Raw genomic sequence first — 14,557 nt, forward strand, 5'->3', positions numbered from 1 at the left:
AGGAAGGGATCAGGATGTTTCGCCACCGGCCTTCCCGTTCCCAAATGCGTCCTCATCGGCTCAGCCGCCGTTCAGCACGGTTGCGCTTTGATTGGCGACGGCTTCCCGCTACACAGGCGGTCCGTTTTTCTGGTCCAGGACCCTTGATGCTCCGTCCGCTTTCGAAACGCCCGCTCTTCGCAGCCACTGCGATCGTCGGGGCGCTTGCCATGGTTCCGATCACGACCGCCGCCATGGCCGCGGTCGACAGCTCCACCGTTCGCCAGTTCGACCGCTTCCTCGACGTCTATAACCGGATCAAGGCCGATTATGTCGACAAGGTGGACGACCAGACGCTCATCAAGGGCGCGATCCAGGGGATGCTGGCCGCGCTCGATCCGCATAGCAGCTATGTCGACGCGCTCGATTTCGACAATCTGAAGATCCAGACCGAGGGCAATTATGGCGGGCTGGGCCTGACCGTCTCGATGGAGGATGGCGCGATCAAGGTCATCGCGCCGCAGGAGGACACCCCGGCGGGCCGCGCGGGCATCAAGTCGGGCGACTATATCACCCATATCGACGGCAAGCTGGTCTATGGCCAGTCGCTGGACGAGGCGATCGGGCAGATGCGCGGCAAGCCCGGCACCAAGATCCGCCTGACGCTGGTCCGTCCGGGCCGCGACAAGCCGATCGAGTTGACGCTGACCCGCGAGGTCATCGTGCAGCGCCCCGTGAAATGGGAAGTGCGCGGCGATGTCGGCTATATCAACATCAACACCTTCTCCGAGAATACCGGGGCCGATACGCGCGGGGCGATCATGGCGATCGACAAGGCGCTGGGCCATCGCCCGCTCGGCTATGTCGTCGATCTGCGCGACAATGGCGGCGGCCTGCTGACCCAGGCGATCGCGGTCAGCGACGCCTTTCTCGATCATGGCGAGATCGTGTCGCAGCGCGGCCGCGAGAAGAGCGATATCGAGCGTTATTATGCCAAGCCGGGCGACGACGCGCATGGCCTGCCCGTGGTGGTGCTGACCAATTCGGGCACCGCCTCCGCCTCGGAGATCGTCGCGGGCGCGCTTCAGGATCATCACCGCGCGCTCATCATGGGCGAGCGCAGCTTCGGCAAGGGATCGGTGCAGACGCTGCTGCCGCTCGGCCCCGAAACCGCGCTCCGCCTGACCACCGCGCGCTATTACACCCCGTCGGGCCGCTCGGTGCAGGAAGGCGGGATCGAGCCGGATATCAAGGTGCCGCAGATTTCCGACCCCGATTACAAGACGCGTCCGATCTTCCGCGAGGCCGATCTGCGCCGCCACCTCATCAACGAGGTGAAGGCCGACAACGCCATCCTGGAGGAGGATACCAAGGCCGATCCGCGCTTCGCCCAGACCCCCGACGCGTTGAAGAAGGACGGGATCGAGGACTTCCAGCTTTACTATGCGCTCAAGACGATCGCGCGTCTGGGTGGGCCGACCCAGGTGGCGGCCGCGACCAAGCCGCCGGTGAAGTGACGATGGCGCGCCCCGGCACCCGTCGCGAATGCATGGCGAAATGGATCGCCCTGCTGCTGCCCGCCGCGCTGCTGGCCGGTGCCTGGGGCAGCCAGCTGATCGGCGGCCTTTATCCGTGCGAGATGTGCCATTGGCAGCGCTGGCCGCATTATGCCGCGCTGGTCCCGGCGCTGCTCGCCTTTGTCGTACCGCAACGCAGTCTCCGGGGATCGCTTGTCATCCTTGCCGCGTTGTTGATCGCGGTGTCGGGGGCGATCGGTGTCGCGCATGCCGGAGTCGAATATGGCTGGTGGCCGGGCTTCACCGCCTGCACCTCGACGGTGAATTTCACGGGAGGGACCGCAGCCGACCGGCTGAACGCCATTCTAAAGGCGCCGGTCATCCGCTGCGACGTGGCGCAATGGACGCTGGGCGGCATCTCGCTGGCCGGGTTCAACGCGATCCTGTCGCTGGGCGGCGCGGCGACCATCCTGGTGCTGATGAGGAAGGCGCGATGAACAAGTTGCGTTGGATGCCGGGCGACCGGCGCGAAACGACGAAGGCGATGGTCCGGGTGGACCAGGCGGGAGAGTATGGCGCGACGCGCATCTATGCCGGGCAGCTGGCGGTGCTGGGCGACCGGCACCCCGCCTCGCGCGCGATCCATCACATGGCGTTGCAGGAAGAGCGGCACCGCGCCTTTTTCGACCGGATGATCGCCGAGCGGCGGGTGCGTCCGACGCTGTTCCAGCCCTTCTGGGACAAGGCCGGCTTCGCACTGGGCGCGATCACCGCGGCGATCAGCCCCAAGGCGGCGATGGCCTGCACTGCGGCGGTCGAGACCGAGATCGACAAACATTACCAGGCGCAGCGCGACCAGCTGGGAGAGAGCGATCCCGAATTGTCGGAGGCGATCGCCGATTTCCAGGCCGAGGAGTTGGAACATCGCGACCATGCGCTGGGCGCGGGGGCGGAAGAGGCGATCGCCTATCCGCTGCTGTACGGAATGATCCGGGCAGGCTGCAAGGTCGCGATCGCCGCGGCCAAGCGGGTCTGACCGGTGCGAGACGGGAGAATGAAGATGGTGAAGCGGTCATGGCAGGTGGCGATGCTGGCCGGACTGGCGCTCGGCGCAGGCGTGCCGGTATCGGCGCAACAGGTGGCCGCCCCGGGCGCGGCCAAGCCCAAGCCGATCGAGGTGCCGGGCGAGGTGTCGCGCAACGCGCCGATCAACGGCGTGCTGACTTTGTTCGGCAATGAACGCTGTCCCACCGACGCCAATGGCAATGAAATCGTCGTCTGCGTGCGCCGCGGGGCGGAGGAACAATATCGCGTGCCCAAGGAGCTGCGCGAACTGCAGGTGACGCCCGAGAATGAAAGCTGGGCGGTCCGCGCGACCGGCACGGTCAACGAGGGCGTCGGCGTGAACAGCATCGGCAGTTGCTCGGCGGTCGGCGCGGGGGGCGCGACGGGATGCTTCGCGCAGCGCGTCCGCGAAAACCGCGCGGCCAATGCCGACCGGCGGCGCGAAGCGGGCGTTCCCTGATCGGGCGGTCCGGGTAGCGCACGCTCTGGTCAAAAACCCATGGCTTTCCCTCGCCTCCGGGCAGGCGCGCGCCAGAATCCGAACCCGATCCCCCTTTCCCCTTTCGGGGAGGGGCTGATCCTTCATAACGCCGGGACGCCCTGCCCCGTCACGCCGCTGCCTGCACCCGTGGCGCCGCCGCGATCCGGTCCAGCGCGATGGCGCGCGCAGCCTGATGCGGCACCACGCCGTCCCGCTCGGCCCGCGCCAGTGTGTCGGCCAACCGCCGCCCGATCGCCATGACCCGCTGGCGTACCTCCGCTGCTCCCCAGCCGAGATATTCGCCCGCGACATTCACGATCCCGCCCGCATTGACGAGGAAATCGGGCGCATAGAGCACACCACGCCCGGCCAGCCGCTCGGCCACGTCTTCACTGGCCAGCTGATTGTTGGCCGCGCCACAGACCAGCTGCGCCTTCAGCCCGTCAACCGTCGCCGCGTCCAGCACCCCGCCCAGCGCACAGGGGGCGAGCACATCGACCCGGGCGGACAGCAGCGCCCGGCTGCTCATGACCATCGCGCCGAAGCGGTCGGCAGCGCGTGCCGCGATCTCGCTGCGCGGCTCCGCGACGACCAGCCTGGCCCCCATGTCGTGCAGCAACTCGCACAACGCATAGCCGACATGGCCCAGCCCCTGGACCCCCACGGTGACATCGGACAGGCTCGCGCCCAGCCGATGGCGCACCGCGACCTGCATCGCCTGCGCTACGCCCAGCGCGGTCCAGGGCGAAGGATCGCCGCCCGGCTTGCCCCCGCGCGGGGGCAGCCCCGCGACATGATGCGTCTCCTGCGCGACCACCTCCATGTCGGCGACCCCGGTTCCGACATCCTCGGCCGTGACATACCGGCCACGCAGCGAACGGACGACGCCGCCCAATGAACGGAACAGGGCTTCGCGGTCGAACGGCCCTTCGGGCAGGCGCAGCACCGCCTTACCACCGCCGAAGGGAAGATCGGCCAGCGCGTTCTTCAGCGCCATGCCCTCGGCCAGCCGCAGCGCATCCTGCGTCGCCTGCTGGTCGCTGGCATAATGCCACAATCGGCACCCGCCCGCCGCCGGTCCCAACGCGGTCGAATGCAGCACGATCACCCCGCTCGCCCCGCTGGCGTCGTCGCTAAAGGGCACGACCTCCTCGGGCGGCAGGGCATGGTGGCGGGCTTGATCGAGCGGCATCGCTGTTCTTCCTGACAATCGGACGTTCGTGATGCGTCAAAACTAGCCCGGCGGCGCGGGGAAATCTGACCTCATTTCCCTTGCACATCGCATTATCGGGGATAGGTTGTTCTTCTGAATACAATCTAGCGATCATCCATGCCGCACGAACTCGATATCTGGGAGCGCCGCATCCTCGCGCTACTGCAAGAGGATGCCAGCCTGTCGACCGCCGCGATTGCCGAAGCGGTCGGCCTGTCCACCTCGCCCTGCTGGCGGCGGATCGACCGGCTGGAGCGTGAGGGCATCATCAAGCGCCGCGTGGCGCTGGTCGACCGCACCAAGGTCGGGCTGAAGGCGCAGATCTTCGCACAGGTGAAGCTGAACGCGCACGGCCGCGCCAATCTGGACGAATTCGCCACCGCGATCCGCGACCTGCCGGAGGTCATGGAATGCCATGTGCTGATGGGCTCGGTCGACTTCATGCTGCGCATCGTCGCGGCCGATATCGAATCCTATGAGCGGCTGTTCTTCGAGAAGCTGTCGAACCTGCCCGGCGTGCAGGAAATCAATTCCACCGTCGCGCTGTCGGAGATCAAGTCGACCACGTCCCTGCCGATCGGCGGCTGAGGCCGGCGATCCCGCGCGCGACCTTGGCCGACATGGCCGGCCGGTGGAGATTTGCTGCCCAACCGATCACTTTGATCGGCGTTGTTCCATTGCCATTAACCGCGCTGTGCCTATCTTGCAGGTGGAAAGGTATCCGGCACCGATGAACGAAAACGACAAGCAGCAGAGCCCCGATCCCAATGGGGGCGGCAACCCCTGGATGAAGAGCCTGCTGATCTGGGTGGGCATCCTGATGGCGCTCGCCCTGTTCGTCAGCCTGTCGGGTGCGGGATCGACCGCGCAGAGCGGCAATGCGATCGAATATTCGACCTTCCTCGACAAGGTCGACGAGGGCACGGTGAAGACCGCGACCATCTCGCGCGATTCGATCACCGGCACCCTGTCCTCGGGCGAGCGGTTCAAGACCACTCCGGTCCCCGATTCGCAGCTGATCCCGCGCCTGCGCGAGAAGGGCGTGACCTTCACCGCCAAGGCGGAGGAAGGCCCGTCGATCTGGATGGTCATGCTGTATAATTCGCTGCCCTTCCTGCTGTTCATCGGCATTGCCTTCTTCGTCCTGCGCCAGATGCAGAAGGGCGGCGGCGCGAACGGCGCGATGGGCTTTGGCAAGAGCCGCGCGCGGATGCTGACCCAGAAGGAAGGCAAGGTGACCTTCGACGATGTGGCCGGCATCGACGAGGCGCGCGACGAATTGCAGGAAATCGTCGAATTCCTGAAGGACCCGTCGAAGTTCGCCCGGCTGGGCGGCAAGATCCCCAAGGGCGCGTTGCTGGTCGGCTCGCCGGGCACCGGCAAGACGCTGCTCGCCCGTGCGATCGCCGGCGAGGCCGGGGTGCCGTTCTTCACCATTTCGGGTTCGGACTTCGTGGAGATGTTCGTCGGCGTCGGCGCCAGTCGCGTGCGCGACATGTTCGAGCAGGCGAAGAAGTCGGCGCCCTGCATCGTCTTCATCGACGAAATCGACGCGGTCGGCCGCCATCGCGGTGCGGGCCTGGGCAACGGCAATGACGAACGCGAGCAGACGCTGAACCAGCTGCTGGTCGAGATGGATGGTTTCGAGGCCAATGAAGGCATCATCATCATCGCCGCGACCAACCGCCCCGACGTGCTCGACCCCGCGCTGCTGCGGCCGGGCCGCTTCGACCGGCAGGTCGTGGTGCCGCGCCCGGACATCGATGGCCGCGTGAAGATCCTCCAGGTCCATATGAAGAAGGTGCCGCTGGCCCCCGATGTCGACCCCCGCGTCATCGCCCGTGGCACGCCCGGCTTCTCGGGTGCGGACCTTGCCAATCTGGTCAACGAAGCCGCGCTGATGGCGGCGCGCAAGGGCAAGCGCCTGGTCGCCAATGCCGAGTTCGAGGAAGCCAAGGACAAGGTCATGATGGGCGCGGAACGCCGCTCCATGGTCATGACCGAGGATGAGAAGCGGATGACCGCCTATCACGAGGCGGGCCATGCCATCGTCGCGCTGCACGAACCGGCATCCGACCCGATCCACAAGGCGACGATCATCCCGCGCGGCCGCGCGCTGGGCATGGTGATGCGCCTGCCGGAACGCGACTCGTACAGCTATCACCGCGACAAGATGTACGCGAACCTCGCGGTCTCGATGGGCGGCCGCGTGGCCGAGGAGATCATCTTCGGCTATGAAAAGGTGTCGAGCGGCGCCAGCGGCGACATCCAGTATGCCACCGGCCTCGCCCGCGACATGGTCACCAAATGGGGCATGTCCGACAAGGTCGGCCCGGTGGAATATGCGCAGCCCGAGGGTGAGAGCTTCCTCGGCTATTCGTCCAGCCAGCCGGTGCGCATGTCCAACCAGACCGCGCAGTTGATCGACGACGAGATCAAGTCGATCGTCGAGGGCGGGCTGCACCGCGCCAAGCATGTGCTGACCGAGAATGTCGACCAGCTTCACCTGCTGGCCGGCGCGCTGCTCGAATATGAGACGCTGTCGGGTGACGAGATCAAGTCGCTGATCGCCGGCGACGATATCGGCCGCGACGATCCCAAGGCCAGAGCGGTGCCGATCGCCAAGGCCGGGACTTCGATCCCGAAGACGCGGCGCGGTGCGGGCCCCTTCGGATCGCCGAGCCCGCTCGGCGCCTGACCCGGCGATCATGCCCATGACAGGAGGGCCGTCTCCGGCGAGGGGGCGGTCCTTTCCTTTGTCCCAGCCCGCGTATCGATAGTCGTAAAGCCGCTTAAAGGCGCACGACAGGGCCTGTTTCATCGGTATGAGGAAAGCGCGTCTGACGCCATGAGGCACGCGGTCGGACAATGCGCCAGTTCCACCGAAGAACTCATGCCACGCGGGACCGAATCGGTCCGTTGAGGCCACCCATGCGCTCGCCAAGCCCCGCGGCCTGTCGTTGCCGTGCAAAGCTCAGCACCCGCGCCCTGCCGATCCGTCAAATGCCGGCCAGAAAGACCACGCCGGGGATCGTCAGGCTACGCCCCGTCGCGGACAATCGCCCCGCCTGGCCGATGCGAAAGGCGTTGACCGTCCCCGATCGCTCATTGGCGACCAGCATCTCGCCCCGTTCTTCGCGCAGCAGAAAGAAGCGCGGCCAGTCGCCGTCGGTCGGCAGCGACTGGACGAGGCTCGGTGCCCCCTTGGTATCCAGCGCGAAGACGCTGATGCTGTTGGCGCCGCGATTGGAGACGTAGAGCGTCCGCCCGGCGCGATCGATCGCGATGTGCGCGGCATAGGACGCCCCCTTCACCTCCGGCGGCAGCAGGCGATGCTCGCCGACCGTGCGGAAGCGGCCATCCGCCTGCGGCTCCAGTTCGAACAGGCGCGGCTGCAATTCGCAGGCGACATAGGCACGGCGCAGCGTCGGATGGCGAACCATATGGCGCGGCCCGACACCCGCGGGGGCCTGCCAGCCGATCACCGGCTCCGCCAGCGTGCGCGCGGCCGGATCGAATCGATAGGCGAAGATCGCATCCGCGCCCAGATCCACCGCGTGCAGCCAGCGCCGATCGGGGCTGAACCCCACCCAATGCGCATGAGGCCCCGCCTGCCGTTCGGACACGGGGCCGGAACCGCGATGCTGAAAGACCTGCGGCGCGCCCAGCGTGCCCGTGCGGCGGTCGAGCCGATAGAAGGCGACCGATCCGCTCGAATAATTGGCGACCGCCAGACAGGCGGAAGCACGGTCCAGCGCGACATGGCACGGGTCCGCCCCGCCGGTGGAGGCATGACCCCGGCCATGCCAGCCAGGGCCATAGGCGCCCACCTGTCCCTGCGTCCGCTCGCGCAACAGGTAGAAGGTGCCGCCCGGTCCGCCGCCCACGCCATAGGACGCGTCCTCGATCCCCGTCGCCGGCGCGCCCGGCCGTCCGTCGACAATGGGATAAAGCCCCCTGCCCCCCTCCCGCGCATAGGTCCCCGCGATGAGCCGATCCTGCCCCGCCGCCTGCGCCGAGGCGGGGCCCGTCGCGAGTCCCCATCCGGTCATCGCCATCGCCCCGGCCATGACGTCGCGCCGCGTGCTGGTCATCCTGCTCCCCTTTTCGGTCATGTCCTCCCTCTTGAACGCCAAAGGGGCCGGGAAGGCAATCGCCCACCCGGCCCCCTCTCACCCCGATCCGGTCAACCGATCGGAGGGCGTGGATCAGATCGCGACGACGCCGCCATCATTCTTCGTGATGACGATGGTCGACGAACGCGGGCGGATCGTCGCCGCCGCATTGCCCGCCTGGCTGTCCGGCCAGTTGCTGGTCGGCGCGGCCGGGCTGCTGGCATCCTCGCCCGGATGCTGGATGTTGATGAACACCGAGGTGCCGTCCGGCGTCGAGTGGATGCCGGTGATCTCGCACTGCTTGGGGCCGACCAGGAAGCGCTTGAGCGTCACGCCCGGCGCCTTGCCGATCCGGGTGGTGACGGTCGCCGAGGCGCCGCCCGCGCTGCTGGTGACCGAACGCGTGCCGCCATCGCCGACCCGGCCGGGGATCGCAGCCAGCATCATGCAGTTGGTGACGTCGGTAAAGGCGCCATCGTCGGTCTGGATCCACATCACCGGGGTCTGCTGGCCCGCGACATTGCTGGGCAGGCTGAACCACAGGCCATCGGGCGAGGAGAAGTCGTTGGTCGCGTCCAGCCCCGACAGGTTGATGTTGGTCGGATCGAGATCCGCGCCCGCGCCGAAGGCATAGACGTCCCAGGTGAAGCTGGTCGCCTCGGTCGTGTCATTCGCTTCGCGCAGGCGGATGATGTGGCCGTTGCGGTTGCCGACCGAGGTCGAGGGCGCATCGACATAGGAACGCGGATTGGCCCAATCGACGCCGGTGTTGCTGCCCGACGCGACCGGCTTGCGCGAGGAGTTGTTGGTCAGGGTGCAATACATCTCGCCCGTCGCCGGATTGACCGCGGTCCATTCGGGCCGGTCCATCTTGGTCGCCCCCAGCGCGTCGCCGGCCAGACGCGTGTTGATAAGGACATCGGCCTGATCGGCGAAGGGATAGACACTGTTCGAGGAGGACAGCCCGTTCTGGCCATAGACCAGCGGCAGCCACTGGCCGGTGCCGTCGGCGTTGAACTTGGCGACATAGAGCGTGCCGTTGTCGAGATATTTGTCACCGACCGCCAGGCGATCGCTGGCGCTCGCGTCCGAGGCGCTCCACGGCGTCGCCGACACGAATTTGTAGATATACTCGTTCTGTGCGTCGTCGCCCATGTAGAAGGCCGGACGGACCCCCGCGATCATCCGGCCGCTCTGGCAGCCTTCATGGTTCATACGGCCGAGCGCGGTACGCTTGCGCGGGGTGGAGTTGGGGTTGAACGGATCGATCTCGACCACCCAGCCGAACTGGAACGGCTCGTTGCGGAAATCGGCGGTACCGTCGGTCGCCAGCGTGGCCGTCGCGGTCGCGTTCCAGCGACGGAAGACGGTGCTGGACGAGTCGGACGGCGTGACCGTGGTCCAGCCATAATTGCCCGAGCGCCCTTCGCGGATGCCATAGCGCGCCAGCGAGACATTCTGCTTCGCGTCGATCGTGCTGCGCACCGTCGCGTCGCCATTGTTGCGCCGGAAATAGCCCGCCCAATTCTCTTCGTTGGTCAGATAGGTGTTCCACGCCATCGTGCCGTTGGCGCAATTGTTAATCGTGCCCCGACCGCCCGTGCCGTCGGGCGAATAAGCCGTCTTCAGCCATGCGCTGCCCTTTACCGGGCCGCTGAACGCCATCGGCGTGTTCGGCGTGATGCGGCGGTTCAGCGACGACGACCGCACATAGGCCCATTGGCCGTTGCTGCGCGCGACCTCGACCACCGACACGCCGTGGCACTCGATCTCCTTGATGGCCTCCGATTCGGGGCGCGGCGACGCCGTCGGGCCATTCGCATGGAGATAGAGCTGGGTGATGTTCTCATGGTTGAGGACGAGCAGACCGCGCGTGCTGTTCGTCGGATCGGGGTTCGAGCCCGATGCGGCGAGACCGAAATAGCTCATGCCATCGTGGTGATCGCCCGCGCGCTGCGCATAATTGGTATCGGTGCCGTTGTTGGCGGCGGCCGCGACATTGCCGTTGATCGGATCGCCCAGGCGATACAGCACGGTCACGCTATAGCCCGAGGGCACCGTGACCACGTCGGCCAGGCTGTGCGGCACGGCGGTGAAGTCCAGCGTGATCGGCGTCACGGTGACGGTCACGCTGTTGTTGGTGACCAGGCCGTCGCGGCTGGTGATCTCCAGATTGAAGGCGAGCTGGGTGGCGGTCGCCACCGCCGGTGCCCGGAACGAGGCGACCAGCTGGTTCGCGTTGGTCAGCGTGACCGACGGGCCCGCCGTCTGGCTCCAGTTCACATTGGCGACCTGCCCGCTGGCAACGGTGCCGGTCAGCGTGACCGCGCGGCCCGCCGCGACGCTGGCGGTGCTGCCCGCCGCGGTGGCGGTGACGGCCTGCGGATTCTCATCGTCGCACCCGGCCAGCAGCGCGCCACCAAACAGCGCGGTCGTCATCGCCGAAACACCATGGCGCAGCGTCTGGCGGCGCGACAGGCGGGTGGCGATCAGATCGCTCATATGCGTGTTGGTCGAACGGTTGGTGTCGATGTCGCCATCGTCATAGGCGACCAGATTTTCGATATCCGACATGACAAATCCCCCGGCACCGCGCAGGAATGGGCGCGGCCTCGCCAGCGGGTTTGCCGCGCAAGAAAGTCATGACCGCTTCATTTTCGCGTCACCTCGATGACTCATGGATGAAGTCTTCATGACGGGAACGTCATGCGATCCCCACGACTTGACTCCGCGCGCCGATGCTGGCAAGGCGCGCCCGCATCCCAAGGGCTCGCCCATGGGATTCCGTCCAAGACAGCAGGTGCCGGGGAATTTGCCCCAGCTTAATCTCCTGCCGAGACGGGGAAAAGGATTTTGCCGGTCGCCCAGTTCATGCTGGTCCCGCCCGGTCTGCCCCGCGTTTCTCACGCGTTGGTTGCCCATTCCCCATCGCTGGACACCCCGAGGGGTGGTCACATCCCCCGGTCAAGCAACCGGGATGGCCGTTCGCGGCCGTTCCAACCATGGAGAATGGCATGGATCGCGATCAAAAGACCCAGGCCGTCGCCGAACTGAATCGTACCTTCAACGAGGTCGGCGTGGTGGTCATCACCCGCAACCTCGGCATGACCGTCGCCCAGTCGACGGCCCTGCGCACGAAGATGCGGGAAGCCGGCGCGGTTTATAAGGTCTCGAAGAACCGGCTTGCCAAGATCGCTGCCCAGGGCACCGACTATGCCGGTGTCGCTGACATGCTGACGGGTCCCGTCGGCATTGCCAGCTCGATCGATCCCGTGGCCGCCGCCAAGGTGGCCGTGGAATTCGCCAAGACGACCGACAAGTTCGAGATCGTCGGCGGATCGATGGGCGCGAACGTCCTTGATGTCGCAGGCGTGCAGGCGCTGGCGACGCTGCCCTCGCTGGACGAGCTCCGGGCGAAGCTCATCGGCCTCATCGCGGCTCCCGCGACGAAGCTGGCGACCATCACCCAGGCTCCCGCGGCGCAGCTCGCCCGCGTCCTCGCGGCTTATGCCGACAAGGACAAGGAAGCCGCCTGATCTTCGGGCGTACACGACGATTTGAACTGACACACTCGGGCCATTTTACCCGGCCCGTATTGGAGATAAGAACATGGCAGACCTGAACGCGCTGGTTGACCAGCTGAGCGAGCTGACCGTCCTCGAAGCCGCCGAGCTGTCGAAGATGCTCGAAGAGAAGTGGGGCGTCTCGGCCGCTGCGGCTGTTGCCGCTGCGCCGGCCGCTGGCGGCGCTGCCGCTCCGGCAGTCGAAGAGAAGACCGAGTTCGACGTGATCCTCACCGGCGACGGTGGCAAGAAGATCAACGTCATCAAGGAAGTCCGTGCGATCACCGGCCTGGGCCTGACCGAAGCCAAGGCGCTGGTCGAAGGCGCTCCGAAGCCCGTCAAGGAAGGCATCAACAAGGACGAGGCCGAGAAGATCAAGAAGCAGCTCGAAGAAGCCGGCGCGACCGTCGAGCTCAAGTAATCGGACAGCGGGGGTGACCCCGCCAGCCGTTCGCTTGGCGAGCTAAAGAAAGGGCGGCCCCTCTTGCGGGGGTCGCCCTTTTCTTTTGTCCGCTTCCCCCGGCATCCCTTCCCCCATGCAAATTCGCGCGCATGCGGCGTCGGCTTGGGCTAGGCGTTGGGACATCATGCGTCGCCTTGCCTATCTGCTGCCCGTCCCCGCCCTCCTTGTCGCGGCGATGGTCGCGCCCCAGCCCTCGCGGAACCCCGCCCCTGCCCCGACCGATGGCCGGGATGTGGTGACGGCCGCCGCCCGCGATCCGGGCGTGGCGACGCTCGCGCCCGATGCGGAGCAGCGCTGGATTTCCTTTCAACTGACACCGGGCAATCAGATCCGCTTCGCCATGACGATCGATGGGCAGAAGGTCACCGCGATCCTCGATACCGGCGTCAGCTTCACCCTGTTGTCCCGCAGCTCGCCCATCGCCGCCACGGCCCGCATCCACCCCGGCGGCGAGGCCAGCGCGATCGGCGGCGCGGTGGCAATCGGATGGATGCCGACCCACAGCCTGGCGCTGGGCGGGCTGACCCGGCGCGGCGGGGGCGTCGCGGTCGCTCCCCTGCCCGCCATGGCGACGGGCGATGCCCAGCCGGTCGACCTGCTGGTCGGGCGCGACCTGACGGCGGGCCATGCGCTCGACATCGACTATCCGCACAAGCGCTTCCGCCTGATCGCCTCGGGCCGGATGCCCTTTACCGGCGCGACGGCGCCGTTGAGCATCTCCGCCGAACGCCGGGTCTATGAGAGCCTGGTCGGCCTGGGCACGACCAGGCTGTCGCCGATCATCGTCGATACCGGCGACGGCTCCTCGCTCACCGTGACCCAGGCGGGCTGGCGCGCAGCCCGGCTGACCGGGGTTCCCGTGACCAGTGCGATCGGGTTCGGGCTGGCGGGGCCTTCGGTCAACGACCTGGCGATCGTTCCCGATATCCGGCTCGGCACGCTGACCGCGCGCGAGGTCGAGGTGCGGGTCGAACCGGCCAAGGGCTTCAGCGAATCGGTCGGCGCGGCGGGCCGCATCGGGTCGGGCTTTCTCCAGCGCTATCGCGTGCTGCTCGACCCCGGGGCGGGGCGCATGATCCTGACCCCGGGGCCGCATGCCAACGACCCCGCGCTACGCTCCACCGCCGGGCTGCTCATGGGGGTGGCAGGGGACCGGCTGCGCGTCCTGCATGTCATGCGCGGCGGCCCGGCGGACAAGTCCGGGTGGCGGGACGGTGACACCATCTGCGCGATCAACGGACAGCCCATCCCGCGCGACTATGTCGACAGTCCGCTCGCACGCTGGACGGTCGGCAAGCCCGGAACCATCGTCCGCCTGCGCGGCTGTGATGGGCAGGAACGCGTACTGACGCTCGCGCGCTTCTATTAGCGCCATGTCGTAGGCGTCCGCGAATGGATCACCATCGGACCGCCTTCACGCTCCGGGAAGAGCATTCCGCAACGAAAAAAGGGCGCCTCCGAATCGAAGGCGCCCTTCCCTGTCGTTCGGTGATTCCGATCAGTCGCGGTCGAGGATCGCGTCGATCGCCGCGCCGACCTCGTCCATCGCCGCCATGCCGTCGACCCGCGTCACGATCCCGCGCGCTTCATAGATGGGCAGGATCGGCGCGGTCTTGGCGCGATATTCGGCCATGCGGGTCCGCACCGTCTCGGCATTGTCGTCCGGCCGCCGCTTGAACTCGGTCGAGCCGCAGACATCGCACACGCCCTCGACCTTGGTGGGCTTGAAGCGGTCGTGATAGCCAGCGCCGCACGAGGCGCAGGTGAAACGGCCGGTGATCCGCTCGACCAGCGCATCCTCGTCCACCGCGAGTTCGATCACATGGTCCAGCGTCTTGCCGCGTTCGGCCAGCAATTGGTCCAGCGCCTCGGCCTGCGCGGCGGTACGCGGATAGCCGTCGAAGATCGCGCCGCCCACGGATTCCTGGGCACCATCGGCCTGGTCCAGCCGCTCGCCGATCAGCGCCGAGACGATCGCGTCCGACACCAGCTCACCCGCATCCATCACCGCCTTCGCCTGGAGCCCGACGGGAGTCCCCGCCTTGACCGCCGCGCGCAGCATGTCGCCGGTCGACAGCTGCACCATGCCGCGATTGGTCACCAGCCGCTGCGCCTGGGTTCCCTTGCCCGCACCCGGCGGGCCCAGCAGGATGATGTTCAC

13 protein-coding genes are annotated in these 14,557 nt (G+C 67.1%); 9 read left to right on the forward strand and 4 right to left on the reverse strand.

Translation table 11 applies throughout. The features are described 5' to 3' along the window. The first annotated feature begins 146 nt into the window (after positions 1–146). From RN629_RS00610 to RN629_RS00625, 4 genes are read left to right on the forward strand one after another with little or no spacing between them, the layout of a single operon-like run. The gene (locus RN629_RS00610) at positions 147–1,496 is read left to right on the forward strand and encodes a S41 family peptidase (protein ID WP_407033342.1); all 1,350 of its coding nucleotides are present in this window, start codon (positions 147–149) and stop codon (positions 1,494–1,496) included. A 2-nt stretch (positions 1,497–1,498) separates the two neighbouring features. Beyond that, positions 1,499–1,993 (forward strand): disulfide bond formation protein B, encoded by a 495-nt coding sequence (locus RN629_RS00615; RefSeq protein WP_407033492.1) that lies wholly within the window; start codon positions 1,499–1,501, stop codon positions 1,991–1,993. Next, positions 1,990–2,532 (forward strand): demethoxyubiquinone hydroxylase family protein, encoded by a 543-nt coding sequence (locus tag RN629_RS00620; RefSeq protein WP_407033343.1) that lies wholly within the window; start codon positions 1,990–1,992, stop codon positions 2,530–2,532. Before RN629_RS00615 ends, RN629_RS00620 begins: the two co-directional genes overlap by 4 nt. Positions 2,533–2,556: 24 nt before the next feature. Further along, complete coding sequence (locus tag RN629_RS00625) at positions 2,557–3,021, forward strand: hypothetical protein (protein ID WP_407033344.1); 465 nt, start codon at positions 2,557–2,559, stop codon at positions 3,019–3,021. A 148-nt stretch (positions 3,022–3,169) separates the two neighbouring features. Here the strand turns inward: RN629_RS00625 and RN629_RS00630 are convergent, their stop codons facing one another. Next, positions 3,170–4,234 (reverse strand): Glu/Leu/Phe/Val family dehydrogenase, encoded by a 1,065-nt coding sequence (locus RN629_RS00630; protein WP_407033345.1) that lies wholly within the window; start codon positions 4,232–4,234, stop codon positions 3,170–3,172. 138 nt (positions 4,235–4,372) lie between these two features. Here RN629_RS00630 and RN629_RS00635 point away from each other — a divergent pair, with 138 nt between their 5' ends. Next, positions 4,373–4,843: an Lrp/AsnC family transcriptional regulator gene (locus tag RN629_RS00635; RefSeq protein ID WP_407033346.1), complete on the forward strand. Its 471-nt coding sequence runs from the start codon at positions 4,373–4,375 to the stop codon at positions 4,841–4,843. 142 nt (positions 4,844–4,985) lie between these two features. Further along, a complete protein-coding gene (gene ftsH / locus RN629_RS00640; protein WP_407033347.1) occupies positions 4,986–6,953 on the forward strand; it encodes an ATP-dependent zinc metalloprotease FtsH in 1,968 nt (655 codons plus the stop codon). Positions 6,954–7,254: 301 nt separating this feature from the next. Here ftsH and RN629_RS00645 read toward each other — a convergent pair whose 3' ends face one another. Together RN629_RS00645 and RN629_RS00650 are read right to left on the reverse strand one after the other, a co-directional pair. Then, positions 7,255–8,349: a lactonase family protein gene (locus tag RN629_RS00645; RefSeq protein ID WP_407033348.1), complete on the reverse strand. Its 1,095-nt coding sequence runs from the start codon at positions 8,347–8,349 to the stop codon at positions 7,255–7,257. Between the two features lie 114 nt (positions 8,350–8,463). Then, a complete protein-coding gene (locus RN629_RS00650; protein ID WP_407033349.1) occupies positions 8,464–10,944 on the reverse strand; it encodes a PhoX family protein in 2,481 nt (826 codons plus the stop codon). Between the two features lie 440 nt (positions 10,945–11,384). Between RN629_RS00650 and rplJ the strand changes: the two genes are divergently transcribed. The 3 genes from rplJ (at position 11,385) to RN629_RS00665 (ending at position 13,765) form a co-directional block, all read left to right on the forward strand. Further along, positions 11,385–11,906, forward strand: coding sequence for a 50S ribosomal protein L10 (gene rplJ / locus RN629_RS00655; protein ID WP_407033350.1), 522 nt, complete (start codon positions 11,385–11,387; stop codon positions 11,904–11,906). A 73-nt stretch (positions 11,907–11,979) separates the two neighbouring features. Then, a complete protein-coding gene (gene rplL / locus RN629_RS00660) occupies positions 11,980–12,354 on the forward strand; it encodes a 50S ribosomal protein L7/L12 (protein WP_407033351.1) in 375 nt (124 codons plus the stop codon). 166 nt (positions 12,355–12,520) lie between these two features. Next, a complete protein-coding gene (locus RN629_RS00665; protein WP_407033352.1) occupies positions 12,521–13,765 on the forward strand; it encodes an aspartyl protease family protein in 1,245 nt (414 codons plus the stop codon). 129 nt (positions 13,766–13,894) lie between these two features. On the opposite strand, the gene RN629_RS00670 is transcribed toward RN629_RS00665, so the two are convergent. Further along, positions 13,895–14,557 (reverse strand): adenylate kinase, encoded by a 663-nt coding sequence (locus tag RN629_RS00670; protein ID WP_407033493.1) that lies wholly within the window; start codon positions 14,555–14,557, stop codon positions 13,895–13,897.

The sequence above is a fragment of the Facivitalis istanbulensis genome (genome assembly GCF_040560405.1).
Classification (GTDB): Bacteria; Pseudomonadota; Alphaproteobacteria; order Sphingomonadales; family Sphingomonadaceae; genus Sphingomonas; species Sphingomonas istanbulensis.